At 37.3% G+C, this 26,113-nt stretch carries 27 protein-coding genes; 13 read left to right on the forward strand and 14 right to left on the reverse strand.

Features of this window, described 5'->3' with window-relative positions:
* Positions 1 to 11: 11 nt before the first annotated feature.
* Positions 12 to 1,232: an ABC transporter ATP-binding protein gene (locus tag G3I01_RS00405; RefSeq protein WP_219550095.1), complete on the reverse strand. Its 1,221-nt coding sequence runs from the start codon at positions 1,230 to 1,232 to the stop codon at positions 12 to 14.
* A gap of 2 nt (positions 1,233 to 1,234) precedes the next feature.
* Positions 1,235 to 2,074: an ABC transporter permease gene (locus tag G3I01_RS00410; RefSeq protein WP_219550096.1), complete on the reverse strand. Its 840-nt coding sequence runs from the start codon at positions 2,072 to 2,074 to the stop codon at positions 1,235 to 1,237.
* A 146-nt stretch (positions 2,075 to 2,220) separates the two neighbouring features.
* Here G3I01_RS00410 and G3I01_RS00415 point away from each other — a divergent pair, with 146 nt between their 5' ends.
* The gene (locus G3I01_RS00415) at positions 2,221 to 3,021 is read left to right on the forward strand and encodes a sulfotransferase (RefSeq protein WP_219550098.1); all 801 of its coding nucleotides are present in this window, start codon (positions 2,221 to 2,223) and stop codon (positions 3,019 to 3,021) included.
* A 24-nt stretch (positions 3,022 to 3,045) separates the two neighbouring features.
* Here the strand turns inward: G3I01_RS00415 and G3I01_RS00420 are convergent, their stop codons facing one another.
* From G3I01_RS00420 to G3I01_RS00430, 3 genes are read right to left on the reverse strand one after another with little or no spacing between them, the layout of a single operon-like run.
* Positions 3,046 to 3,912: a sulfotransferase domain-containing protein gene (locus tag G3I01_RS00420; protein ID WP_219550100.1), complete on the reverse strand. Its 867-nt coding sequence runs from the start codon at positions 3,910 to 3,912 to the stop codon at positions 3,046 to 3,048.
* Between the two features lie 15 nt (positions 3,913 to 3,927).
* Complete coding sequence (locus G3I01_RS00425) at positions 3,928 to 4,773, reverse strand: class I SAM-dependent methyltransferase (RefSeq protein ID WP_219550102.1); 846 nt, start codon at positions 4,771 to 4,773, stop codon at positions 3,928 to 3,930.
* 4 nt (positions 4,774 to 4,777) lie between these two features.
* Complete coding sequence (locus tag G3I01_RS00430; protein WP_257710671.1) at positions 4,778 to 5,614, reverse strand: polysaccharide pyruvyl transferase family protein; 837 nt, start codon at positions 5,612 to 5,614, stop codon at positions 4,778 to 4,780.
* A 181-nt stretch (positions 5,615 to 5,795) separates the two neighbouring features.
* Between G3I01_RS00430 and G3I01_RS00435 the strand changes: the two genes are divergently transcribed.
* Both G3I01_RS00435 and G3I01_RS00440 read left to right on the forward strand, forming a co-directional pair.
* A complete protein-coding gene (locus G3I01_RS00435) occupies positions 5,796 to 6,539 on the forward strand; it encodes a methyltransferase domain-containing protein (RefSeq protein WP_219550104.1) in 744 nt (247 codons plus the stop codon).
* A 100-nt stretch (positions 6,540 to 6,639) separates the two neighbouring features.
* A complete protein-coding gene (locus tag G3I01_RS00440; protein ID WP_219550106.1) occupies positions 6,640 to 7,446 on the forward strand; it encodes a sulfotransferase in 807 nt (268 codons plus the stop codon).
* A gap of 15 nt (positions 7,447 to 7,461) precedes the next feature.
* On the opposite strand, the gene G3I01_RS00445 is transcribed toward G3I01_RS00440, so the two are convergent.
* Positions 7,462 to 9,930 (reverse strand): tyrosine-protein kinase, encoded by a 2,469-nt coding sequence (locus tag G3I01_RS00445; RefSeq protein ID WP_219550108.1) that lies wholly within the window; start codon positions 9,928 to 9,930, stop codon positions 7,462 to 7,464.
* The gene (locus G3I01_RS00450; protein WP_219550110.1) at positions 9,930 to 10,718 is read right to left on the reverse strand and encodes a polysaccharide biosynthesis/export family protein; all 789 of its coding nucleotides are present in this window, start codon (positions 10,716 to 10,718) and stop codon (positions 9,930 to 9,932) included. The genes G3I01_RS00445 and G3I01_RS00450 overlap by 1 nt, the downstream gene beginning before the upstream one ends.
* 373 nt (positions 10,719 to 11,091) lie before the next feature.
* On the opposite strand from G3I01_RS00450, the gene G3I01_RS00455 reads away from it, so the two are divergent.
* The 7 genes from G3I01_RS00455 (at position 11,092) to secA (ending at position 19,261) form a co-directional block, all read left to right on the forward strand.
* The gene (locus G3I01_RS00455) at positions 11,092 to 12,966 is read left to right on the forward strand and encodes an ABC-F family ATP-binding cassette domain-containing protein (RefSeq protein ID WP_219550112.1); all 1,875 of its coding nucleotides are present in this window, start codon (positions 11,092 to 11,094) and stop codon (positions 12,964 to 12,966) included.
* Positions 12,967 to 12,969: 3 nt separating this feature from the next.
* Positions 12,970 to 13,746, forward strand: a complete 777-nt coding sequence (locus G3I01_RS00460; protein WP_219550114.1) for a class I SAM-dependent methyltransferase — start codon at positions 12,970 to 12,972, stop codon at positions 13,744 to 13,746.
* Between the two features lie 44 nt (positions 13,747 to 13,790).
* Positions 13,791 to 14,492, forward strand: coding sequence for an ABC transporter ATP-binding protein (locus G3I01_RS00465; protein ID WP_219550116.1), 702 nt, complete (start codon positions 13,791 to 13,793; stop codon positions 14,490 to 14,492).
* A gap of 111 nt (positions 14,493 to 14,603) precedes the next feature.
* Positions 14,604 to 14,783 carry a hypothetical protein gene (locus G3I01_RS00470; protein WP_219550118.1) on the forward strand — a complete coding sequence of 60 codons (180 nt, stop codon included), beginning with the start codon at positions 14,604 to 14,606 and terminating at the stop codon, positions 14,781 to 14,783.
* A gap of 82 nt (positions 14,784 to 14,865) precedes the next feature.
* Positions 14,866 to 15,438, forward strand: a complete 573-nt coding sequence (locus tag G3I01_RS00475; protein WP_219550120.1) for a cob(I)yrinic acid a,c-diamide adenosyltransferase — start codon at positions 14,866 to 14,868, stop codon at positions 15,436 to 15,438.
* Between the two features lie 152 nt (positions 15,439 to 15,590).
* The gene (locus G3I01_RS00480; RefSeq protein ID WP_008272287.1) at positions 15,591 to 15,812 is read left to right on the forward strand and encodes a DUF2795 domain-containing protein; all 222 of its coding nucleotides are present in this window, start codon (positions 15,591 to 15,593) and stop codon (positions 15,810 to 15,812) included.
* Between the two features lie 89 nt (positions 15,813 to 15,901).
* Positions 15,902 to 19,261 carry a preprotein translocase subunit SecA gene (gene secA / locus G3I01_RS00485; protein WP_219550122.1) on the forward strand — a complete coding sequence of 1,120 codons (3,360 nt, stop codon included), beginning with the start codon at positions 15,902 to 15,904 and terminating at the stop codon, positions 19,259 to 19,261.
* A 161-nt stretch (positions 19,262 to 19,422) separates the two neighbouring features.
* Here secA and G3I01_RS00490 read toward each other — a convergent pair whose 3' ends face one another.
* Both G3I01_RS00490 and G3I01_RS00495 read right to left on the reverse strand, forming a co-directional pair.
* Positions 19,423 to 19,809 (reverse strand): hypothetical protein, encoded by a 387-nt coding sequence (locus G3I01_RS00490; RefSeq protein WP_219550124.1) that lies wholly within the window; start codon positions 19,807 to 19,809, stop codon positions 19,423 to 19,425.
* On the reverse strand, positions 19,793 to 20,380 hold the full coding sequence (locus G3I01_RS00495) for an RNA polymerase sigma factor (RefSeq protein WP_219550126.1): 588 nt from the start codon (positions 20,378 to 20,380) through the stop codon (positions 19,793 to 19,795). Before G3I01_RS00495 ends, G3I01_RS00490 begins: the two co-directional genes overlap by 17 nt.
* A gap of 139 nt (positions 20,381 to 20,519) precedes the next feature.
* Between G3I01_RS00495 and G3I01_RS00500 the strand changes: the two genes are divergently transcribed.
* Positions 20,520 to 20,870 carry a DUF6249 domain-containing protein gene (locus G3I01_RS00500; RefSeq protein WP_219550128.1) on the forward strand — a complete coding sequence of 117 codons (351 nt, stop codon included), beginning with the start codon at positions 20,520 to 20,522 and terminating at the stop codon, positions 20,868 to 20,870.
* 127 nt (positions 20,871 to 20,997) lie between these two features.
* A complete protein-coding gene (locus G3I01_RS00505) occupies positions 20,998 to 21,480 on the forward strand; it encodes a DUF4199 domain-containing protein (RefSeq protein ID WP_219550130.1) in 483 nt (160 codons plus the stop codon).
* Positions 21,481 to 21,590: 110 nt separating this feature from the next.
* On the opposite strand, the gene G3I01_RS00510 is transcribed toward G3I01_RS00505, so the two are convergent.
* The 4 genes from G3I01_RS00510 to G3I01_RS00525 are packed head-to-tail and all read right to left on the reverse strand — an operon-like array spanning position 21,591 to position 24,826.
* Complete coding sequence (locus G3I01_RS00510) at positions 21,591 to 22,268, reverse strand: peptidoglycan DD-metalloendopeptidase family protein (RefSeq protein ID WP_219550132.1); 678 nt, start codon at positions 22,266 to 22,268, stop codon at positions 21,591 to 21,593.
* A gap of 39 nt (positions 22,269 to 22,307) precedes the next feature.
* A complete protein-coding gene (locus G3I01_RS00515) occupies positions 22,308 to 23,702 on the reverse strand; it encodes a hypothetical protein (RefSeq protein WP_219550134.1) in 1,395 nt (464 codons plus the stop codon).
* On the reverse strand, positions 23,683 to 24,297 hold the full coding sequence (locus tag G3I01_RS00520) for a hypothetical protein (RefSeq protein ID WP_219550136.1): 615 nt from the start codon (positions 24,295 to 24,297) through the stop codon (positions 23,683 to 23,685). The genes G3I01_RS00515 and G3I01_RS00520 overlap by 20 nt, the downstream gene beginning before the upstream one ends.
* Positions 24,281 to 24,826, reverse strand: coding sequence for an RNA polymerase sigma factor (locus G3I01_RS00525; RefSeq protein ID WP_219550138.1), 546 nt, complete (start codon positions 24,824 to 24,826; stop codon positions 24,281 to 24,283). The genes G3I01_RS00520 and G3I01_RS00525 overlap by 17 nt, the downstream gene beginning before the upstream one ends.
* A 172-nt stretch (positions 24,827 to 24,998) precedes the next feature.
* On the opposite strand from G3I01_RS00525, the gene G3I01_RS00530 reads away from it, so the two are divergent.
* Entirely contained in the window at positions 24,999 to 25,589 is a 591-nt protein-coding gene (locus G3I01_RS00530) for a DUF2911 domain-containing protein (protein WP_219550140.1), read from the forward strand.
* A gap of 9 nt (positions 25,590 to 25,598) precedes the next feature.
* Here the strand turns inward: G3I01_RS00530 and G3I01_RS00535 are convergent, their stop codons facing one another.
* Positions 25,599 to 26,024 carry an organic hydroperoxide resistance protein gene (locus tag G3I01_RS00535; protein WP_219550142.1) on the reverse strand — a complete coding sequence of 142 codons (426 nt, stop codon included), beginning with the start codon at positions 26,022 to 26,024 and terminating at the stop codon, positions 25,599 to 25,601.
* Between the last annotated feature and the right edge of the window lie 89 nt (positions 26,025 to 26,113).

Raw genomic sequence — 26,113 nt, forward strand, 5'->3', positions numbered from 1 at the left:
TTTGTTGTCTCTCATTTTAATAGTTTATCAGATTCATAGAATGCTGATTTTAATAGAAATGGTGGCCATACTTCAATATCATCAAGTATTTGAAAAGAAAGTACATCATTAATTCTGAGTAATGGATTACTTCCATTATTAAGAGTTACTTGAAGATTAATAACATAAACTCCTTTTGATAATTGAAGATTTGAGTGCTTTAAAATAAAAGCAATTTTTGAACCGCTCCATGAAATTCTGGAGTTTTTGTCATTTGCCCTAAATACGGCAATAGGCCTTTGTTCTTTATCAAAGATAGAAATTCGAAACTCTGGAATATTTTTTAATGACACAGCTTCAAAAATAAATTCTATTTCAAAATCGTCATGCCATTTAAGTTGATCAATGCCTTCATGACTAATAACATTACCTATTAAAGTAGCATCTTGAAGATTAATTGATCCATCACTAAAAACCACATTTCTTTCGTTATCAGAAAATTTACTATAATAACTATCAATACCTTTTGCAACTTCTCCCCCTGAATAAACAGGCTCTCCTTTTTCTAACAAAATAATCCTATCACATAGCCTTGAAACCTGAGGCATATTATGAGAGACAAATATTATAGCAGTATTTGGTAGAATTTTATCTATGGTTTTAAAACATTTTAGAGCAAAACCTAGATCCCCCACCGCCAGTACCTCATCGATCAGCAACACATCGGGCTCCATCTGGGCGGCTACGGCAAATCCCAGCCTTACCCGCATACCGCTACTGTAATGCTGTACCGGCATATCTATAAACTCACGTATTTCAGCAAAATCTATGATCTCCTCCAGCTTCTCATTCACCTCCTTCCTGGTAAAGCCCAGAACCGCTCCATTATTATAAATATTTTCTCTTCCGGTAAGTATGGGATTAAAGCCTGCACCAAGTTCAATAAGCGCCCCTACCCGTCCCTTGATGATCACTCTACCTTCATCTGGCGTTATTAGCCCGTTAAGGATCTTTAAAAGGGTAGATTTTCCCGCACCGTTATGCCCTATCAGTCCAAGGCACTCGCCTCTTCTCAACTCAAAATTAATATCCTTTAATGCCCAGAACTCCTTGGGTCTTAACCTGCGCTCTTCCTTATTCCCGGTTAGGTTAGAAAAAAGGTCTTTTACCCCGTACCATAAACTGGTCTTCAGGTCCTTGCAGAACTTCTTGGAAAGCCCTTCAACTTTTAATAAAACTTCTTTTTCTTCCATAACTAGGCACTTGATCTTTCTACTATTACCGGGATGGAGATCCTGTACAATATTAATGAAACAAAGAAAACAGGAATACACACCAGGATTATAGTCATAAAATAAGGTAAGAATTCAGGCTCAGCGCCAGTAATAAAATCCCTGGTGGTAAGTATCAATGGCGTTAGAGGATTTATTTCCATGATCGTCTTCATGATCCCATCTTCAGGGATCGCATATACCACGGGGGTAACGTACATTAAAAAACTCAGGCCAAAACTGCTTATCTTCCCAATATCCTTATATAACAATCCAAGAGGCGTTATAAATAGGCCTATCATGGTCCCGAACAATAACATTCCCAGAATACCTAGCGGGAGCAACAACAAACTCCAGTGAAAACCTAAGCCGAAAAGGAATACAAATCCCACTAGTAAAAGGATCTTCACCATAGAATTAAAAAGTAATTTATAGATCCCGGCAACAATAAGTGCTTCTTTAGGAAAATTGATCTTGCTTAACAGTCCGCGGGAAGAATTTGTACTTACGGTGGGTGAGTTGATGGCTTCTACAAGAATAGACCATAATAAGGTTCCTGAAAATGCATAGACCGGATAAGGGATACCGGTATCTGTAAGTTTCACCGTGCCAGACAGGTTGAGGAAGACCCACACCGCAGCCGTAGCCAGCGGCGTAATAAAGGCCCAGATAATACCTAAGTAAGACTGGCGATACTGAGCTTTTATATCTCTTTCAGCCAGTTGCCTTGATAAAAATCGCGACTTGTAAACATCAGATAAACTTTCCCTGAGGATCTTCAGGAAGCTGCTCGTATTCTCTTTTTGATAAACTCTGGTTTCCATGGGCTATTGATGTTCGAAATATACAGTTTTAATCATACTCTCCCTGAATCACCCTACGTATTTTTAAGAAAAACATTAAAACTCTCTACAGATACTTTATGGGAAATTGAATGCAAGACTTATATTTATTGTCAAGTAGCACCAGCATGAAAATAGAGAATGCAATTATAATTCTGGGGCCCGGTAAAAGCGGTACCACCCTATTCAACAATATATTATCATTGCACAGGGATCTGTACTGGATATCCTCCTATTTAAATAAATTCCCTGAAAAGCATTATCTGGCACTACTAAATAACCTGAACCATGTAAAGTGGATTGAAAAACAGATCAGAAATAAGAATAATTTTCCCAAACCTTCTGAATCATTCCAGTTCTGGACACATTATATTCCGCGTTTTCCATCAAACCTCAAAGAATATGATGCTGCCGAGATCGGCAATGCTATAGAAGCAGCAAGAAATATTGGTAAATACCAGAAAGGAAACAGGCTGGTTATCAAGTTTACCGGTCCTTCACGGATAGAATTCATCGAAGAGATTTTTGAGAAACCTACGATCATCTGGATAGATAGGGATCCCCGAGCCATCGTAGCATCGTTTTTCTCCAGCAAATGGCGTTATAAAAACAGGATGGAAGTATTCAGGAACAAACCCAGGAAAGAGATCATTGAGGAATATGCTAATTACTATGAGTGGATTAGCAAAGAGAAAGAAAGCCTTAAGCAATTTCCTTTTTTGCATGTACACTATGAATCACTAATTGAGGATCCATTAGATTTCTTCGAGAGGATATGCTCTTTTTCGAATTTGGAATTCTACACTGATTTTAAGGAGCTGATCGAAAGCTGGAATATAAAAAAACAGACCAACGATAAATTCTTAAGATTGTTCTCTACCGAAGAAATATCTCATATGAATTCGATTTTCGATAAGGCTAAGTCGTAAAATATTTCTTTAAGATATTATAAGCTACTTAAGCCATTGAGATAAGTCTTTATCTAATATTTGCTCTAGTTCTTCAATTTCCTTTCTGTAGTAACCAATTAGATGCTCCCTGTCTTTTTTGGAAATATGTTCCGGAACTTTATTGATTTTTCTAATAACATCCCCCACCCTTTTATCTAATAAATTTAATTTATTTGCAAAATAATTAAGCCTGTAGTACTTGAATAATTCGCCGCTTTGGGTATAGATCGTATTCGTCTGAAAATCGAACGAGGAATTTTCTCCGAAAAATTCTAATATCTCCTTACAGGTTCTTTCAGGGTCCGTTCGAAAATCTTCAAAAAACAGCACTAATAAATTCTTCCTGTTGAAATAAGAAAGATATTCTTTTAAGTGACTGGCATAATTACCTTTACCCAGATAATCAAAATAGGGCACCCCATTGTTTTTTTTTCTTCCTGCTATGGCATCAATGGCTTTTCTAAAGCTTCTAATGTTCTCATATCCCATTTTAACGTTGTGCTTCCAGTCTGAATATGCTCTTTCCACTGGGTTTCTCAGGATGAGTATCAGCTTCATGTTTGAATTAAAATCTGAGATCTTTTTTGCCGTATTATCTGAATGGAAGTAGTCTACCGAAGCTTCACCTATATGTATTGATGTTTTGTTTTTGAATAGAGCTAAATACTCATTTCTATCCTGAATGGTAGTAGCTTTGATCTGGTTCACCACCCGTGAATTACCTCGAAAATTCAGGTCTTTATCATTCCAGCAAAAAAATTTGGGCTCTTTCCTATCTGAAAATTCTATATCGGGATGCTGAGACAGGTATTTATATAAGGATGTGGTACCGCATTTGGGAGATCCAATAATGAGAAAATTTGGTTTCATTTTTCGAAGTTAATCCTACTTAATTGGATTCTTATAAATAAGAACCTGACTTCTTGCAAAAGACCTGTTTAAAAATTGTGGTAAAGAACCTTCATTCTTTAAAGCCCAGCGCTTATATGAATTTCTACTTTCGCCCCACTTCATGATTCTACTGAAACGCTCCAATGTACCTACAGGAATTACTTTCACCTCCTTAAAGAACTCTTCACCCAGCCGTTCAAAATGAGAAGATCTAAAAGTCCTTTCTGGGTGCGGATCATTTAATTTCCACTTTAAAAATTCAGACCTGTTAAATTTAGATGGCCGTCCTTTAACGGGAATATACCATCTAACTTTATCCAGAATTAAATTATTTACTGCGGGTTCAAAAAACCTTGCTTCACCATCCTGTTTCAAAATTCTTACGGTTTCAGAAATAAATTTTTGCTCCAGGTCCAGGTCTAAATGATGTAGAAATGCTTTTCCCACAACAAAATCGAAATACTCTGATTCAATTTCATTTTTCAGAAAATCACCTCGAATAAATTTTATAGGATATTTGAAGTTATAACTTTCATTAAGCTTTTCAATGATTTCACCGCTTGCATCTGCTATATCGTTTGCATAAACATTTGCCCCTAAAGCCGCCATTATTGCAGCATTAACACAGTTTCCACATCCAAGTTCCATGATCCTTTTTCCTGCTATTCGATCTCTGAAATTCTCTTTGTATAATCCAGACCAGCTGGTCTCAGTTGAAATAGCTGAATCCAGAAACTCATCCAGATTATTGATCCAATATAGAATATTCTTTATTCCATAATTAGAATAAATTTTTTCGTAATGCTGCTTATTCCTATTGATCTCTTGTTCAGCCATCATTATCCTATTTTTCAATTTTAACAAAAGGACAGGTATCTAAAAGGTCTTCCTGAATTTTTTTGATAATATTTCTTGAAGGTAAGTTGATTCTATCTGTAAATTTCCGCTCGATATCTTCATTGCTTTTAATTTCTTTCCATAGAAAACTTTCTCCATATGCAATATTTACTGATTCGAAATAATCTCTGAACTTTATATCGTTCCCAAATAGTTTATTCGAAAATTTCACCCAAATTGCAGGTATTTCATACGCATGAGCAACAATTAAACCATGTAAGGAAGAAGAAATAATCTTCTCACATTCCAAAATCTGTCTCGTGACATTCTCTACGTCTAATGTCATCAAATCTATAATTTTGATATCTTTATTATCCGGATATTGCTCAGAAACAGCTTTAAAATCATGATAATGTGGTACTATACCTACCCTATGTTTTTTCTCGACTTTTGGTTTAAAATATAAAGGCAATAATATTGCAGGATCACCAAATACTTCAGGACAATGATAACCTAAATCATTTAGGTATTGCCGCGTTTGGGGACCTCTAACGGCTCTAAAATTTGCTTTAGCTACTTTTTGATCATGGTCTATAATTCCACTCCCCCATACAAAGCTACTTTTAGTAGCATGATGAATAATACTACCCGCAGCCAAAACATTTGATTTATCTAACCTATACCATGGAATTTTCTTCGGTTGAACCCATTCAACTTTTTTACCAGAAATTTTTTCAACCAAATATTTGGAAAGTAGATCTCCATAATTTTCGTGACTCTTACCCATTAAACGAGGCTCACTCCACCAAAAGAGATTAACTACTTCTTCAAATTGTTTTTCCATAATAATATTTATATAAATTTAGGAAAATGAATAGCTGAAACAATTTCCTAAAACTGGTCTAAAATGCGGAAAAAATATTTCCTGTTAGGGTAAAAAGATATATTTGTTAAAAAATCATGACCTTCACTATTAAAACTAACTCCGGTATAATCCTACTTTTAAAATAACTCAGAACATCGTAATGAAAAAAATTTTAAAAAAGTTCCTTAAATTAAATAATGCATCTCCACAAATAATAGATAGCAGGTTTGACTCTCGGTATTTAAATCCAAATGTACCCCTGTCAACTACTGTTAGCCATATGAATTGGCCTGATTATATTTTTGAGCTTGGAAATCATTCCGATAAAAGAATACTAGAAATAGGAAGTCGTGAGGTTACGGGTATATCCAATGCTCGTAAAAGATTATCCAAGGCTAAATACATAGGTTTTGATTATTATCCGGGGGCTAATGTAGACGTAGTTGGTGACGCTCATAAACTTTCATCATACTTTGAAAATGAGGACAAATTTGACATCATATTTTCCAGCGCATGTTTTGAACATTTTGCAATGCCCTGGAAAGTTACTTCTGAAATAGCAAAAGTTTTGAAAGTAGGAGGATATATAATGGTTGAAACCCATTTCGCGTATTCAGCACATGAGAGGCCGTGGCATTTTTTTCATTTTACAGATATAGGATTAAAAACCCTATTCTCTCCTGCATTGGGATTTGAATGTATTGAAGCTGGTATGTCAAACCCCTTGGTAGCAAGGTTCTCTTCACTTGCAGATAAATACCTAAGACTTAAGCCTGTTAGAGGGCTATACTGTCATTCTGAGTTTTTTGGAAAAAAAGTTATGGATGTTGAAGATTTCAGCTGGGATAAAGTTGAAATAAATGAACTTATTGGTGATACCCAATATCCAATTGATCAGAAATAGTTAAGTTATTATGGTTTTATCAATGATAATAAATTTGAAAGAAATTCGAATCAAAATATTTTTCAGGCAAATGAATCTCTTTAAAAGAATTTGAAATTATATGAAATCAGAAAACCAAAAAATAATTTTTCTCAATTCCTACCTTCCAAGAACTGGACACAATTTTGCTTCAGAGGTTATTAGAATATTTTCTGATCATGAGGTCTTAGCCCATTCAAGAAGTGAAACCCGTCTCTCATCAATTTTGCATTCATACTATTCTATATATGATCGGAAAATTTTTCATCAAAGCGATAAAGATTTTTTCGATGAATTGTTTATTGATAATCTTAGAGAAAGAATCTTAAATAAATCGGATAAACAATACATCATGATAAAAGATACGAATCTAATTGGCGTCGATTCTCTTATACGGGTGTTCCCTAATGATATTCATTTAATTCTAGTACGAGATCCTAAAAGCGTCTTTCTTTCCCTAATTAAAGGTATGCGCTTAGAGAAACGAACAAAAAAAAACAATCTAAAGAGATTGGGAATTAAAACTGGACTATACCCCTATTATTACAGTAAAAAATTAAGTAAACAAGTTCTGCAGTTTTTACCCGACACCTCACCCCTAACAATAATTAGATATGAGAATCTGGTAAAAAAAGAAGAGAAAACAATTTCAATTCTAAAAGAAAAATTTGGAACATTAAAAAGTATTGAAAAGATTAAAGAGGAAATTGACAATATCGAGGTTATTAATTCCTCATTCTTTAACGAAGTAGGTGCAAAAGGTATTTGGGACATGAGACCTAGAACTTCAAACTATAATCCATTGCATAGAAAAGGACATTCGAATTTAGTAAGGATGTCAATTGCGTTAGGCAGCAAAAATCTTCGAAGAAGATTAGGTTATATATAATTTTTTCGAAAATTTTTATTCAAAATTTCGCATTAATTTTCTCCAGGAATCTTTTACCTGGGATATTCTAGTTGGTGCCGCACCATAATAGCCTTTGGCATACCGGTTATAACCATATCCATAACCATATCCATAACCATAACCGTAACCATAACCATATTTAGCACTATGTACAAAGTGGTTCAATACAAAACTAATATTCTTTATTTCACCTTTATTATATTTCTGGTTGATTGTCTCCAGCATTCCTCTTTTGGTATAATCCTGGCGTACCATATAAAGGGTCGCATCTGCATGTTTAACGAGGTTGAGAGCATCTGCTACCATCCCTATCGGAGGAGTGTCAAGTATGATATAATCATATTCCTTTTTCAAATCCTCAATAAGTTCATCCATCTTCTTTGTAAGAAGCAATTCAGAAGGATTAGGCGGCACTGGTCCAGAGGTAATTACATCCAAGTAAGGTATCTTGCTTTGCTGAATTATCTCACCGTATGAAGCCTGATCTATTAGATAATTAACTATTCCAAGATCATTATTGAGTTCAAAATCATTGAAAATTTTTGGCTTCCTAAGATCGACACCAACCAGAACTGTTTTCTTTTCGCTAAGGGCAAAAACAGTAGCCAAGTTCATGGCACAGAAAGTTTTTCCTTCACCTGAAACTGAAGAGGTAATTAAAACTGTTTTAGAACCTATTACTCCCTGACTTTTATACATAAATTGTAAACTGGATCGAAGTCCTCGAAAACTTTCCGATATAGAAGTTTTCGGGGAAGTAAATACAGCCAGATTAGAGTCTACTTTATTCCTCCCGATGAGGCCTAATATTGGGATAGGTGAAAGTCGGGTTATTTCCTGGGCATTATGAATATTGGTATTTAAGAATACTAGCAGAAATACAAAGGTCAACGGGATAAGGCCCCCAACCAATACTGCCATTACATAATTAAGCTGGGTATCAGGTCCAATCCTTCCTCCACCGGTATCTTTTGCTGGGTCAATGACTAGAACATCACTAACGTTCGCTGCTTTTATAAGTCCAGCTTCACTACGTTTTTCAAGAAACATGTTATAGGTTCGCTCATTAATCGCATATTTTCGTTGGATCTTTAAAAGGTCCTGTTCATCTTGTGGAAGTTTTTTAACCTCCTTTTCAAGATTTGCAATTTTAGAGTTTACATCATTTAACTCACGTCTGATCAAACCCTTAGAAGAATTAATATTTTCAAGTAAAATTGATTTTACGGAATTAATTTGCCGGTCTATATCGTCAAAAACTGGAGAATTCTCCTTTAAAGTATATTGATAATTTTGTCGCTCTTCAGCCAACTGGATAATTTTAGAGACTCCTCCTGAAATACTACCCTCACTAATACCGGCTACCGAAGGAGCTGGAACATTTGAATAATCTGTTCGAGTTTGTAAATAAGATTCCAGATTCTCATAATAAGATAATTGTCTCCTAATATTTTCTTTTTGAATGTCTAGCTCTGCAAGTTTTCCAGATATCTTTCCGCTTTCCGCCGAAATATCTAGGATAGAGTTTTCATCTCTAAATTGATTAAGTTCGTTTTGGACCAGTTTTAATTGTTCTGCCTGAACCGCTAGACTACTGTCAATAAAACGTATGGTTTTAGTTGCAAATAGATTTTTACGCTCAAGCATATTTTCGCTTAATACCGATACAGAACCATTAAGATAATCAACAATTCTTGACTTATTGAGTCCTACCTGACTGAGGATCAAAACTGAGGATCCGTTCGCATTTGGTGTTACTGAAACTCCTCGATACCTTCCTACAGATCCATTAAAATCAGCAAAGCTAACATAGAAATTTTTACCGCTTTGTAAGGGTTGCCCAGTTCTTTGAATTATTCCTGAAAAAAATGGAAGGCTGATATGTTCTCCGATTTTATAGTTACGATCAAAATCTCTTGCTTCAATGATTCTGGTATCAATCTCTTTAGTCTCATAGTTAGTTCTGTAAAGACTTTCTGGAAGTTTTACTTTCATGTTAAATGAATTATCATTTAACATTTGAATAGTCAACTGAATATTATTTGCCTGAAAAGCAGAGGTGTCTGCTTCAATTTTGAATGGAGTCTTTCCATATGCATCTACCCTTTGGTATTCGCCATCCTCAAGATAATTAATGTAAAATTGAAGTTTCTCAACAACCTCCTCGTTATGAGACCTGGATCCTAAAATTGTAATAGCCGTACTAACTTTGTCTGAAGTACCACCCCAGTTAAAAGTTAAGCTGGTATTAGAAGTGAAAAATGGGTTTTGATCATCTTTTATGGAAATGGTATTGCTTAATTGATATACCGGTAATTTACGAACATTATTGTAGTATGCCACAGCCAGGCTAATCCCAACAGAAAGTAGAATGAGTTTCCAATAACTTATTACCTTTAAGATAAAACCCTTAAAATCGAAAGTGGATCCTACATCTGAAATATGATCATCTTCTTGTGCCATTATCTGGTTGTTAAGAAATAAACTGATGTTGCTAAAGTTACCAGGCTCACTACTGTTCTAAAAACCTCAAGACCGGTAGTACCAAATCCAAGAGCCTTTCTTGGTAATGGATTCACCACGATCATATCATTAGGCTGTATATAGTAATAAGGACTTTTTAAAGCATTAATATCAGTTACATCTATAATATGAACTTCCTCTCCCTGGGGATACTGCCGGATGATCTGAACATTCTCCCTATCACCATAATCTGTAATACCACCAGCATTAGCAATTGCCTCCATTATGGTCACTTGCTCCTTATAAATTACATTTGTTCCTTGATTTATTTCCCCTAAGGTGGTGTATCTTATTCCTGCTAACTTTACGGTAACGAATATATTTGCTTCTTTCTTGAAGTATTCTTCAAGCAATTTTTTTTCTATTTTCTCTCGAACTTCTTTTTCAGTAAATCCAAGCACATTTATTTCGCCCATAGTTGGAACCCGGATATTTCCATGATCATCTACCGTGAAACCATCAAAATACACCGCCTCCTCCGTGGTAGCGTTTGGATTCTCACTTCCTATAGGATTAAACATTCCAACAATATCCTGATCCAAAGCTTTGACTCGTATACTTAAAAGGTCTCCGGTCTGGATTCTATATGGTTTGCGTAAACGCTGAACCTGGATAATGCTATCCACCTCCTCTTCATATTCTTGAAGATAGGACATCTGCTTTGTAGATACGCAGGAGGTTAGAGCTAGTAGGAAAGCGAATAAAAACAAAAAAGATTTGAATCGCATAGGGGGACTTCACATAGTTTTAACAAATATAGTTTTTACGGGCAAATATCAAAACTTTAGGATGGAATTATGTTTTCAGTTTGAAGTTCGTGGTTCATGGTTCGGGATTCATAGGTTAATATCATTTTGAAGAAATATAGTGATCTAGAAATCTTCTCACGTTATCCTGATTTTATTTCAGGGTCTTAACATTGAGATGCTGAAACTCCCGAAGCTTCGGGAAAGCATGACGATAGATGCAACCTTAAAATATGAACACATAGATAACCTACTTGATAATTGCTTATTGTTTATTGTTCATTGATAATTCTTAGTTCGTACTTTTGCCTTCATACTACAGACAAGCGTCTAAAGTCTAAAGACTAAATAAAACATGAATTATCTTTCAGTAGAAAATATAGCCAAATCGTACGGTGAACGCAGACTTTTTGAAAATATTAGTTTCGGAATTAATAAAGATCAAAAAGTTGGTTTTGTCGCCAAGAATGGAACCGGAAAAACCAGTTTATTAAATATTCTGGCGGGTACTGATACCCCAGATGAGGGACAGGTGATCTACCGCAACGATATTCGGGTAGCTTTTCTCTCCCAGGAACCAAATCTGGATCCCGAACTAACTATCGAGCAAAGCATCTTTACAAGCGAAAACCCAACGCTTAAAGTAGTTGCGCAATACGAGAAGGCCATGCAAAACCCTGAAGATGCCGATGCCCTTCAGAAAGCTATGGATGCCATGGAGGCAAATAACGCATGGGATTTTGAAACTGAATTTAAACAGATTCTTTTCAAGCTTAATTTGCAGGACCTACAGGCAGTGGTAAAAAACCTTTCTGGAGGTCAGAAAAAACGTCTTGCTCTGGCAAGGATGCTGCTAAAAAAGCCTGATTTCATTATCCTGGATGAACCTACCAACCATCTTGATCTTGATATGATAGAATGGCTGGAAGAATATTTCAGAAAGGAAGATTTTACCATTTTCATGGTCACTCACGACCGGTATTTCTTAGAAAGGGTTTGTAATGAGATCATTGAACTCGAAGATGGAAAGCTTTATACCTACAAAGGAAACTACTCTTATTACCTGGACAAAAAAGAGGAAAGACATCAGCTGGAAGCGACCAATACGGGTAAAGCTCACCAATTATACAAGAAGGAATTGGAGTGGATGCGCCGTCAACCCAAGGCACGTACCACCAAATCCAAATCCCGAATCGAAGATTTCCACGATATAAAACACAGGGCGAGTCAGCGCAGGCTTGACCATAAAGTTCAGCTTGAACTCAATATGGAGCGCATGGGAAGCAAGATCGTGGAGCTTCATAATATCTCAAAGGAACTGGGAGGCAAGAACCTCATCAGTAATTTTGATTATAACTTTAAAAAGGGTGAACGTGTCGGGATCATTGGAAAAAATGGAACCGGAAAATCCACCTTCCTGAATATGCTTACCGGGAATATGGAACCCGATACCGGAAAGATCATCATTGGTGAAACGGTGAAATTTGGTTACTACACCCAGAAAGGCATCAAGATCAAACCCGGCCAGAAGGTTATTGAGGTCATCAAGGAATTTGGAGATTATATCCCTTTGAAAAAAGGCAGACAGATCTCGGCGGAACAGCTTCTTGAAAGATTTCTTTTTGATAGAAAAAAGCAATATGACTTTGTTGAAAAATTAAGTGGGGGAGAAAAAAAGCGTCTTTACCTTTGCACTGTTCTTATCCAGAATCCTAACTTTCTCATTCTGGATGAGCCTACCAACGACCTGGATGTTTTAACCCTGAACGTTCTGGAGAACTTCCTGCTCGATTTCCCTGGCTGCATTATCGTGGTTTCTCACGACAGGTATTTCATGGATAAGATCACAGATCACCTTTTTGTATTCAAGGGGGAAGGTGAAGTAACCGATTTTCCTGGGAATTATACAGATTACAGGGAGTATGAAGCTTCCAAACCTAAATTAGAAAAAACTTCTTCTGAAGAAACCCAGACCAAAAAGGAAAAGAAAGAATTCAAATCTAACAGCTCCGGCCCTTCCTTAAGCTATGCTGAAAAGAAAGAATACGGTAAACTGGAAAAAGAGATCGCTAGACTGGAAAAAAAGAAGGAAGAGGTTCAGCAGAAATTTCTGAAAGAATTAGATGCTGAGGAGATCGCAGAAAATTCAGTAAAGTTAAAGGAAATTGAAAATGACATTGAGTCAAAAACCGAAAGATGGTTTGAATTAATGGAAAAACTCGAATCTTAGGTCGTGTATTTTCAAATCAAAGCATACTTACAATTCCTTTTTAAATCCCAGAACCAACACGGGCTCCACTCACCTTTTGTCTATGAATTGGTAACAAAATGTTTTTATGACAAAAAAGATCATAAAGGCTACCACCTGATCAAAAATTACAGAAATGATCTGTTAAGGAATAAGGATCTCATCGAAGTCACAGATTTTGGTGCTGGCAGCCGTGTTTTTAAATCTAATCTCAGGCCAGTATTTTCTATAGCGAAAAATGCCGGGGTCACTTTGCACCGGGCAAAATTGCTATACCGGTTAACCAAATACCTTAAGATCGATAAAGCATTAGAACTTGGTACCTCCCTGGGAATAGCTTCCTCAGCCATCGGTGCTAATGAAGGTACCGAACTTACGACCATAGAAGGCTGTCCTGAAACCGCAAATATCGCCAGAAAGCAGTTTGAGAAATATCAGCTAAATAATATAACGCTCAGAGTAAATGAATTTGAACCGGAATTAGATCGTCTGGTTCAGGAGAACCATAAGTTCGACTTAATTTATTTCGACGGAAATCATCAGAAGCAAGCTACCTTAAATTATTTTGAAAAATTACTTCCAGCCTCTCATAATGATTCAGTATTTATTTTTGATGATATTCACTGGTCAGCAGGAATGGAAGAAGCCTGGGAAGAAATTAAAAGACACCCAAAGGTTCAGGTGACCATAGATACTTTTCAATGGGGTCTTGTATTTTTCAGACAGGAACAGGTAAAACAGCATTTTAGGATAAGATTGTAACAAATAATCTAAATTCACGTCATACAGTTGAAAATTCAGTCTTAATGAGCAAAGTAATAGAGATTCGCAATATCACCAGGGATTTCCCTCTGGGACAGGAAGTGGTAAAGGTTTTAAAGGGTATAGACCTGGATATAGATCGCGGAGAATATGTTGCTTTTATGGGACCTTCCGGTTCTGGAAAATCTACTTTAATGAACCTGCTTGGATGCCTGGACACGCCAACTTCAGGATCCTATATCTTGAATGGAAAGGACGTTAGCAAGATGAGCGATGATGAACTTGCCGAGATCAGGAATAAAGAAATAGGTTTCGTGTTTCAAACCTTTAATTTACTTCCAAGAACTACAGCTCTGGATAATGTAGCCTTGCCTATGGTTTACGCAGGGGCATCTAAATCTGAAAGAATAGAAAGAGCTGAAGATGTTCTAAGAAGTGTGGGACTAGGTGACCGTATGGATCACAAACCCAATCAGCTTTCTGGAGGGCAAAGACAACGTGTTGCTGTTGGCCGTGCCCTGGTTAATAAACCTTCTATAATTCTGGCCGATGAACCTACGGGTAACCTGGATTCTAAAACATCTGTAGAGATCATGAATCTTTTTGATGAAATTCATGCTGCCGGGAATACCGTAATTCTCGTAACTCACGAGGAGGATATTGCCGAACATGCACACAGGATCATCAGACTAAAAGATGGAATGGTAGAAAGTGATGAAAGAAAATCAGTCGCTAGGATACGCTAAACAGTTACCACGAATCCGAAATTTAAATATGTACTTTAATTCCTGATACTATTCACCAGTTTTTGAACTTTTAAGAATCTTTATTATCTTGTATCAACTAAGTCATTTAAAATGATAGAACTGGACCAGGAGACCTGGATTTATCTTACCATTATCGCTGTATTCCTAGCCTATTTTCTTTGGAGCTCCAGAAGAGCAAAAAATATAAAAAAGCAACGGAAGAACAGAAATTTCAGAAAAAGGTATATGGAAAGGAAAAAGGAGAACGAATCTGATCCTTTGGTAAAATAATTCTTTTCAATACCCTCTAATAGGTCAGAATTCTTTCCTGGCCCTTCTATTCTTTGTAACTTTAGGCTCCTAAAATTTAAGAATGAAGATTTACACTAAAACAGGTGATAAAGGTACTACCGCATTATTTGGTGGAACCCGCGTCCCTAAACATCATATAAGAATAGAAAGCTATGGTACGGTAGATGAGCTCAATTCCCATATTGGCTTGTTAAAAGACCAGGATACAGATCAGAAAACAAAAGATTTTCTAACCGAAATCCAGGATCGTCTTTTTACCATAGGTGCTATTCTTGCTACAGATCCTGAAAAAGAAAAATTAAAGAACGGTAAAGACAGACTCAATATTCCTAAAATATCTGACGCTGATATTGAAAAACTGGAAAAAGGGATAGATGAGATGAACGAAGAACTTCCTCCCATGACACATTTCATTTTACCTGGGGGCCATCAAAGCGTGTCATTCTGTCACATAGCCCGCTGTGTATGCCGCCGTGCTGAAAGACTTTCCAGCGCTTTGTATGACATAGAGGCCTTTGATGATAAGGTTCTTATGTACCTTAATAGACTTTCAGACTATCTGTTTGTGCTGGCACGGAAGTTGTCTAAACAACTACAAGCTGAAGAAATACAATGGATCCCAAAAAAATCCTAATTTCTTCTATCTTCTAAAAATTTTCTTGCGAATACCGCAAAAATTTGGAGAATTGATTATGTTCTTTATATTATTGTAGAAAAAATAGATTTTTTTCTTGGCTATAAGCGCAAAAAAATTATTTTTGCCAAAATTTAAAACCCGATTAATCAATGTATTGGACTTTAGAATTAGCATCCTATTTGAGTGATGCCCCCTGGCCGGCAACAAAAGACGAGTTAATAGACTACGCAATCAGAACCGGAGCACCCCTTGAGGTTGTAGAAAATCTTCAGGCCATCGAGGATGAGGGCGATTCTTATGATTCTATTGAGGAGATCTGGCCGGATTATCCAACCGATGAAGATTACCTCTGGAACGAGGACGAATATTAAATTGACAACACGCAAAAAATAGGGAAAAGTCTCATTCATGAGGCTTTTTTTTTGCTTAAATTTGAACCCCTTTAAATAAAAAAACCAATATGAGTTTTTTAGATTCTGTATTAAAAGCTTTCGTAGGCGATAAGTCGAAGAAAGATGTAAAAGAAATACAACCCATAGTAAACAAAATTAAGGCTCTTGAGTCTGAATTTGAGGCTCTCAGCCTTGATGAACTAAGAGCTAAGACTTCTGAATTCAAAGCGAGGATCGCTGAGGCGACCCAGGAGGTTAAAGACAGGATCATCTCTCTAAATAAAGAAGCTGATGAAACCGACGATATCACTCGTAAGGAAGATATCTATGCTGAAGTAGATGCTTTGAAGGATAAATCTTATGAGATTTCTGAAAATATCCTGAACGAAATATTACCTGAGGCTTTTGCAACCGTAAAAGAAACTGCAAAACGTTTTGTTCATAACACAGAACTTAAAGTTAAAGCAACTGCTTTTGATCGCGAAATATCTGCAGAAAAAGAATATGTAAGCCTCGAGGACGATTACGCCATCTGGAGTAACTCCTGGGATGCTGCAGGAAAACCGGTAACCTGGGATATGATACATTATGATGTCCAGCTTATTGGTGGGGTGGCAATGCACCAGGGAAAGATCGCCGAGATGCAAACTGGTGAAGGTAAAACCCTTGTGGCAACTCTTCCAATGTACCTTAATGCGCTTACCGGAAACGGGGTTCACCTGGTAACGGTTAACGACTACCTGGCAAAGCGTGATAGCGCCTGGATGGCTCCCATCTTCCAGTTTCATGGTTTAAGTGTAGACTGTATAGATTACCACCGCCCAAATTCAGCGGCTCGTAGAAAGGCTTATAACGCCGACATTACCTACGGAACCAACAACGAATTCGGTTTCGATTACCTTAGGGATAACATGTCTCATTCGCCCGATGACCTTGTACAGAGACCGCATAATTACGCGATCGTAGATGAGGTGGATTCTGTATTGATCGATGATGCCCGTACTCCGCTGATCATTTCCGGACCGGTACCAAAAGGTGACACCCATGAATTCATGGAGCTGAAACCTGCCATTGCCAATATAGTTGAGGTTCAGCGTAAATATTTAGTAAAAGTACTGGCTGAAGCTAAAAGACTTATCAAGGAAGGTGATACTAAAGAAGGCGGATTCCAGTTATTGAGAGTTTACCGAGGATTGCCTAAGAATAAGGCTTTGATCAAATTCCTTAGTGAGGAAGGTGTTAAGCAGTTACTTCAGAAGACCGAAAATCACTACATGCAGGACAACAACCGCGAAATGCCGAAGGTTGATGCCGAATTGTATTTCACGATCGAAGAAAAAAACAATCAGATTGATCTTACAGATAAAGGGATCGAATTCCTTTCTGGTAAAGATGATCCAGACTTCTTCGTAATGCCTGAAATTGGGATGGAAATTGCCAAGATCGAAAAAGAAGGCCTTGCACCTGAAGAGGAAGCTGAAAAAAAAGAAGAACTTTTCAGAGAATATAGCGTAAAGAGTGAACGTATTCATACGCTAAGACAATTATTAAAGTCTTATACTCTTTTCGAGAAGGATACCGAATATGTGGTTATCGACAACAAAGTTAAGATCGTTGATGAGCAAACTGGTCGTATCATGGAAGGACGTCGTTATAGCGATGGTCTGCACCAGGCGATTGAAGCGAAAGAGAATGTAAAGATCGAAGATGCTACTCAAACTTTTGCCACGGTAACCCTTCAGAACTATTTCAGAATGTACCGTAAACTATCTGGTATGACCGGTACTGCAGTAACCGAGGCAGGTGAATTCTGGGAGATCTATGAATTGGATGTGGTGGAAATTCCTACCAACAGGCCAATCGCGAGAAATGATAAAGAAGATTTGGTTTACAAGACCAAAAGAGAAAAATATAATGCGGTTATAGACCATGTGACCGATCTTTCCAATGCGGGAAGACCGGTACTAATTGGTACAACTTCAGTTGAAATTTCGGAATTATTAAGCCGTATGCTGAAATTAAGAAATGTACCGCATAATGTTCTTAACGCGAAACTTCATAAAAAAGAGGCCGATATTGTTGCTGAGGCTGGTAAATCTGGAATCGTGACCATCGCCACCAACATGGCGGGTCGTGGTACCGATATTAAGCTTAGTAAAGAAGTGAAAGAAGCAGGTGGTCTGGCTATCGTAGGTACAGAACGCCATGACTCCAGACGTGTAGACCGCCAGTTAAGAGGTCGTGCTGGTCGTCAGGGTGACCCGGGAAGCTCTCAGTTCTATGTTTCCCTGGAAGACAACCTGATGCGTCTGTTCGGCTCTGAAAGGATCGCTAAACTTATGGACCGTATGGGTCTGGAAGAAGGTGAAGTAATTCAGCACTCCATGATTTCCAAGTCTATCGAAAGAGCACAGAAGAAAGTAGAGGAAAATAACTTCGGGGTTCGTAAGAGATTACTGGAGTATGATGACGTGATGAATTCTCAACGTGAAGTTATTTACAAACGTCGTTACCATGCTCTGTTTGGAGAAAGGTTAAGAGTGGATCTTGCGAATATGATCTTTGACATTTCTGAATCTATCGCAGAGATCAATAAGGGTGCTGAGGATTTCAAAAACTTTGAATTCGAACTGATCAGGAACTTCTCCATGAGCTCTCCTGTGACCGAAGAAGAATTCAAAAAAATGAATGCTCAGAAGCTTGCCGGTGAGGTTTACAAAGCGGCGTATAAGCATTATGATGAGAAAATGGCTCATAACGCTGAACGCGCATTCCCTGTGATCAAACAGGTTCATGAGGACGAAAGAAATAATTTCGAGAGAATATCAGTTCCGTTCACCGATGGGAACAAAACTTTGCAGGTGGTAACAAACCTTGAAAAGGCATACGAAACAGAAGGTAAACAACTGATCAAAGATTTCGAAAAGAATATTACCCTTGCTATTATTGACGACGCCTGGAAAACTCACCTTCGTAAAATGGACGAGTTGAAACAGAGTGTTCAGTTAGCAGTACACGAACAAAAAGATCCTTTATTGATCTATAAGTTCGAGGCTTTTGAACTATTCAAAGCTATGCTGGAGAACGTTAACCGTGATGTAATGTCCTTCCTTTTCAAAGGAGAAATTCCATCTACCGGAGCACCGAACATCCACGAGGCACGTCAAACCAGGCAAAAGGAAAAGATCGAAACTAAAAAAGAGGATATTCCTAATCTTGATGAAAGGGCTGCGCAAAGCAGAGCAGCAGGAAATACTCAGCGTCAACAACCTGAGGTGACTGAAACTATCGTTAGAGACCGACCTAAAATTGGTAGAAATGATAAGGTTTCCATCAAGAATGTTATGAGTGGTGAGACTAAAAATATGAAATTCAAGCAGGCTATTCCGTTACTGGACAAAGGTGATTGGGTGCTTGTAGATGAATAGATGATATTTGATCAATAGAAAAATCCTGACGTTGCTTACTTCAGGATTTTTTTTGTTCTATTCAATTCTCCACTAATTGGTTATGCTGTCCCGAAGAATAGGGAGTTTCAGCATCTATTTAAGAGACCCTGAAACGAGTTCAGAATGACAAATATTGTAGTTTATAATCGATACTCCCTATCCAAAAACCTTTTAAGAAACGGAACTTCCAAAAAGAATAAAGCTACAAAAGCAATGGCGATTTGCATAGTTCTGGAAAGGTTCATGCTTGGAATTTCTATAGCCTTTAAAAAATTAAAGTTAAGATCATAAGAGAAGGATACATCTGTATTTATAAAATATAAAGCTAAGACCGAAACGATGAGCACTCCGCCAAGCGCCATCCATACTGCTTTAGAAATTAGGGGTTCGTAAGGCTTAATACTGGCATTTCTTGCCTCCACCTTCATCATGATCTGCTTCTTAAAATCTGCTGATGGTTTTTCAGTTCCTGCTTCATTCAGCAACTTATTCATCAACCTGTCTTCTCTGCTAAATTGCTTTTCCATTCCTATCTGATATTTCTGGTTTTATATAGCCTTCCAATAATGAGAACAATTTTTTCCGGCTACGGTACAATTTAATTTTAATATTATCCTCTGTAAGGTCTGTTACTTTAGCGATCTCTTTTACAGACTGCTCTTCAAAATAATATAAACTGATGATCGCCGCTTCATCTTCCGGTAAACGGTCTATACAATTTTTAATAATAGAACTTCTTTCCTCGCTGAGCATGAATTCCAGACCATTTTCAATGTGATCCAGATTATCTTCAGTGATCTCTTCAATGATTTCGTAGGTCCTATGTCTTTTATTCATTTTTAACCTGTCAAGGCTTTTATGATATACGATCCTGTACAACCAGGTTGAAAATTTAGAATCACCCCGGAAGCTCTTCAAGGAATCATAGGCCTTAATAAAACTATCCTGGCCTACCTCTTCGGCTTCTTCAGTAACTTTCAGGATCCTTATCGCAATAGTGAACACAAAATTTTGATAACGATCTACCAGCTCCCCAAAGGCAGCTGTATCTCCCTCAAGAGTTCTTTCAACTAAATATTGGTCAGTGTTATTAGTCATTATTACTTATGACGACCACATCCAGGGATCGGTTACAAAATGTTCCTGAAATAAATTTACACTTTTTTGTAACCGGTTTTAATCTCGTGGCGTCATAATAACAAACGAACATTATTTTCACATTAAAAACTAAGAAATCATGGGATCAGAAATCATTGTTTTACCAGTTATTTTCGGAACAGTTTTCGGAATATTTTATCTTTATATTTCCGCCAGAAACCGGGAACGCCTTGCTCTTATTGACAAGGGAACCGATGCTAGTATATTCTATAGCAAGAAAAAACACGTAACTCCGGTATGGAAAGTTATAGTCATTAACCTTGCCTTGCTTCTGGTAGGTATTGGGGTAGGTATTTTTATAGCGAATATTTTAACCTACAATATGAACGTAGACGAAGATGTTGCCTATCCAGGTACTATTTTCTTATTGGCCGGGCTTGGACTTTTCGCAGGCTTCTTTGCGACCAAAAAGCTAAATAAAGACGCATAACCGATTTTAAAAATTTCATCACATCCCGAATACTTCATTCGGGATTTTTTTATTTCTAGTTGTTGATGAAAGATTTTACTAATTTTAAAATCTACAACCAATCAAACATACCAATTCAAACATACCAATGAAAAAGTTCGCAATTGAAATAAAGTGGGGTGTCATTTTTAGTTTCGTTTCACTTGCATGGATGTTCCTTGAAAAAGGACTCGGCTGGCATGACGAAAACATTGCCCAGCACGCTATCTACACGAATATCTTTGCCATTGTTGCTATCATACTTTATGTTCTGGCTTTATTAGATAAAAGGAAGAACTTCTATAATGGAACTATGACCTGGAGCCAGGGATTTATTTCGGGAATCGTAATTAGTGTCGTAGTAGCCATATTATCACCTATTGCTCAATACATCACCCATCAATTCATTACACCAGATTATTTTAATAATATCATTGAATACTCTGTTGAAAGCGGTGCGATGACCAGGGAAGCTGCAGAAGGATATTTTAACATCACTTCTTATATCATTCAGTCTTTCTTTTTTGCTTTAGTTGTAGGGGTTGTTACTTCTGCGATCGTAGCTTATTTTGTGAAGACGAAAAAAGATTAAATTCAATATACCTGCATCATGCTATTTCGATTTTTCAAAAGATTCAGCATCTCCAGTTTTTAGACCCTGAAATAAATTCAGGGTGACGGTAAAATTATGATCAGGAAAGCTTAGATCTTCAACAAGAAATTAGGATCGGGGCAGTTCTTTAAGAAAAGATCCAGATCTTCTTTTTTCACTACCCCAGGATAATCTCCGGAATAATCATGCATTTTTTCCATCACCTGGAAATGTAAATGTGGCGCGTAGTCCCCATTTTCATCGAAACCACCTAATTCAGCTATTTTTTCGCCAGCCCTGACCTTATCTCCTACTCTTAAAGTCTCAAGTGATTTCCTGGAAAGATGCCCGTAAAGCGTATAGAATGTTTTGCCTTTTGAAGAATGCTGCAGAATGATAGTTGGTCCGTAATCCCCAAAATTATTATTATCCTGAAAGCTATGGACCTCGCCTTCTAAAGGACTAATAATATCTGAAAACGCCGGCACCCAGATATCCAGGCCAATATGTATATTCCTGTTTGCCTCAGTATTATTGAAAAGCTCACTTCGGTTATATAAAGTCCGTAGTTCATTATATCCTCCATAGGCCGCCCTGGCTTTTCTATTCCGAAGATATTCATCAATGAAAATGGAAAATGCTTCCGAAGAAGCAACTTCAAGTTTTAAAAGGTCAGGATTATCGGCAGAAAGGTTGATGTAAGCAAAGTCCTCTTGCTTATAATCTCCTCCAATAACAGGCGTAAAACCTGTGGTTAACCCATTTATGAATTCAGAAAAACCTGCCATATCATTCGACTTAAAGTAGCCAAATGTAATGGCTTAGTTTTAATTTATCAATACATCGCTGAAATTTGCCTTTATAGTGATATTAGAATTTCCTTCCCTTGATTTATTATACCCATTCAGGATCTCATTATCATAAGACTTGGTAGATTTTAGCTTCAATCCTGAAGGGTGTTTTATAGAACTTTGCATTCCGTTAAAGGTGAAATTGAAGGCTGTATCTGGCACATTCAATTCAAGATCACTATTCTCCAGACTGATATTTAAGGTTTCGAACCCGGCACCTAGATTATTGATGTCCAATTTTCCGAAAGAACCTGTTAACACACCTGTCTTCTGAAGTTCATTGATCACCACATCACTGGAATTAGATTCCAGTTTAATGCTCACAACTTTATCCAATTTACAGTTCTTCACGAATTCTGTAGAAAGAACCCCATAATCCCAGTAAGCAATTTTAACCGGCGTATAGGCCGCCTTGATATTTGTTCCTTTCCCGGATATTCGATTGGCTGAAAGCCGACTGTGAGACAGATCGGCCTTCAGGTTTTTCATTGTACTTCCCAGTTTAAGTTCTCCATGACGAACATTAAGTTCAAGTTTGGCGTCTTTCGGAATTTTAAGCTTGATGGTCTTTTTAGACTTCACGCCTTTTCCATCTTCCAGGATAAATACCTTGGTTCCGCCATTTTCCATCTGAGCTTCAAACTGTTTACCAAATTGTTCGCCCCAGGCTTCCATTTTCTTACCGAATTCTTCTCCCCAGGCTTCCATATCTTTTTCGAAATCCTTGCCCCAGGCTTCCATCTTTACCTCATACTCTTTTTCAAATTTTTCAGAGTTCTTTTCTACATTCTCAGCCCACTTTTCCATTTTGGCTTCATATTCCTTCCCGAATTTCTTTTCAAAATCGGCTTCCCACTTTTCTAGGTATTTATCTCCGTCTTTCTTATAAGCATCATAGTCGAACTTCATTCCCTTCATATCCTCTGCAAATCCTGGTGGAAGTGGATTTTCGGCAATATTATTCAGAATAGGGCCTACAAGGTCTGTCATAAGTGGCTCTAATAAGGCCGGCAATTCTGAAAGGGATCCTTCTAATGCGGCCATATCTATATCCAGGTCCATATTCATGGAATTGCCACCACCAGATTCAATTTCCACTTTTCCATTCGCAGCAGAGGTTTTTAACTTCCAGGAATCCAGTAACTTTTTGGTCATTTCCTTATCACCGGTATCTCCTTCGAGATAAGCCTCAATCTGTACCTCGTTCCTATCCCAGTTTTCGATGATGATATTGGTGTGACGGGAATCGAGTTCTACATTCACATCTGGAGAGGTTTTATAGGTCTTGCTCAGTTTTTTGGTTTGAGCAAAACTCCCCACAGTGATAAAAAGCAGTGACAGGATCACATATTTAAGCTTGATAGTTCTCATATCTGTTCTCTTTTGATTGTTCAATTTCGTTTAACTTCGTTTTCAATTTTTTAAGGAGATCCAGTCTTAGCTGTAAGTTCGCGATCATTGCTTCAACGGTTTCCTCATTTAAACCGGTTTCCTGAATTTCAGCATTCAATGCTATATATTCTTCATTCAGGGTTTCCAGTTTCTTCATAAATGCATCTATAAGTTCTTTATTATCTGGGGTCATTTCCAGTTTTGCAAGTTGAATATTCACACTTGCCATATAGTAATCTTCTATCTTTTTGAATTCAGGAGAAACATCGCTTAACCTGTATTCTGTAGTTGGAATTTCTTTCTCCTCTTTCGGTTCTTCAACCGGTGTATCCACTATTTGATTATTATCCTGAACAGGATTCCCACCGTTATTAAAAAAGAAGAAACCTCCAATTCCCAAAGCAACTACCAGTATGGCAGCAATCTGAAGAAAACTGAAATAACTGCTCTTCTTCTTTTCTGCCGGCAAAGCTTCATTGAGTCTGGCTTCAAATCTACTTTGATGTCCTTTGCTCAGCTTTTCTTTTCCTAAATGCTCGTCATTGCGAAACATTTCTCTAATATCCTGTCCCATTACTTAATGTTTTAAGTTCTTCCTGTAATTTCTTTTTCCCTCTGTGCACCAGGGTGCGTGAGGCTACCTGTGTGATATTCAAAATTTCACTTATCTCTTCATGATCATATCCTTCTACGAGATACAGCATCAAAGGATACTTATATTTTTCAGGCAGATTTTCCATTTTCTGTTTCACTTCCTCTAATCCTATTCCATCTTCAACCTGCCAGTTGTTCTCTTCTTCTACGGTGCCAAGTACCTGTTCATTGATCGCAACCAATTCCAGTTTTTTAGCTTTTAGCTTGTCTAAACATTTATTGATAACGATTTTTTTTAACCAGGCCCCGAAGGTGACCTCACCGTTAAACTGATGTAATTTTGCAAAGGCTTTTATAAAAGCTTCCTGCATAGCGTCCTCGGCTTCCATCGAGTCTTTCATGAATCTCAAGGCCACATAATACATCCCGTCACAATACTTGTTGTACAGCTTGAGTTGAGCCCTCCGGCTGTTCTGCTTACAAGCTTCTATTAGCTTATGCTGTATCAATTTTATTTGTTTTTGATGGGTTAGTTCACTTTAAAGACGAGACGAAATGTCCCGCGTTGCAAAAATTCCGAAAAAAATTTCAAATTTGTACCATCTTCCCGTAATTAGAAGCAATATTCGGAGATTGAATACGTTATGGCCGAATTTTTGAAAAGCTATTTAGAAAAAAGCTATGAATAAAACTACTAAACAAATATTGAAGATCGGTGGTATCATTATAGGACTGGGTCTTATCCTTATTATTATTCTAAGATATACTACTAAAGCTCATAGTCCGGAAGATACTATCACCTATGAACAGGATGGGTTAGAGCTGAATGTATTTTATAATCGTCCTTACAAAAAGGATAGAGAGATATTTGGGAACCTGGTACCTTATAATGAAGTATGGAGAACCGGCGCTAATGAAGCTACCACTTTTGAAACAAATCAGGACATCCTGGTAGATGGAAGTTTATTGAAAGCTGGGAAATATACCCTTTGGACAATTCCAATGGAAAATAGCTGGAAGGTCATGTTCAATTCAAAAATGTATCCGTGGGGAATCAATCTGGATGAAGAGGCATATAGAGACCCTAGATTCGATTCGCTCATTCTGGAAAGACCTGTTGAAAAAACCAATGCCCAACTGGAACAATTCACTATATCTTTCGAAAGATCTGGAGAATTCGTAAATATGTTGCTGGCCTGGGATGATACGAGCGTGAGTATACCTATAAAAAAAGAAGAGCCGCAAATTAGCGACTCTTCAAATAAATCATAATTTCGGAATCTATTCGTCAAGTAGTAGATTCAAAGTTACATCTATGTTGTCTCTAGTTGCTCTGGAATAAGGACAGATCTCGTGTGCTTCATTTACCAGCTTCTCACCTGTTTCTACATCGACGTTAGGAATGTAAGAATCGAGAGTTACAGATAGCTGCAAGTTCCCAGATTCGGTTTGTCCTAACTTCACTACAGCAGTCACGCTATAATCACCAAGATCTACTTTATGTTTTTTAGCAACAACTTCTAAAGCACTACCATAGCAAGATGAGTAACCTGCCGCAAAAAGTTGTTCGGGATTGGAGTATTCACCACCTTCACCGCCCATACTTTTAGGCATTTTAAGTTCCATATCGAGAATACCATCTTCACTACGGGTGTGGCCATTACGCCCTCCATGGGTAGTTACTTTAGTTTTATACAAATTCTTCATTGCGTGAAATAATTTAAGTAATTTAGTTTTCTTCAATATAACAAGCATTTGAAGATGCCTGAAACACGAATTCATAAATTTGTCATAAA

This window comes from Gramella sp. MT6 (genome assembly GCF_019357415.1).
Classification (GTDB): domain Bacteria; phylum Bacteroidota; class Bacteroidia; order Flavobacteriales; family Flavobacteriaceae; genus Christiangramia.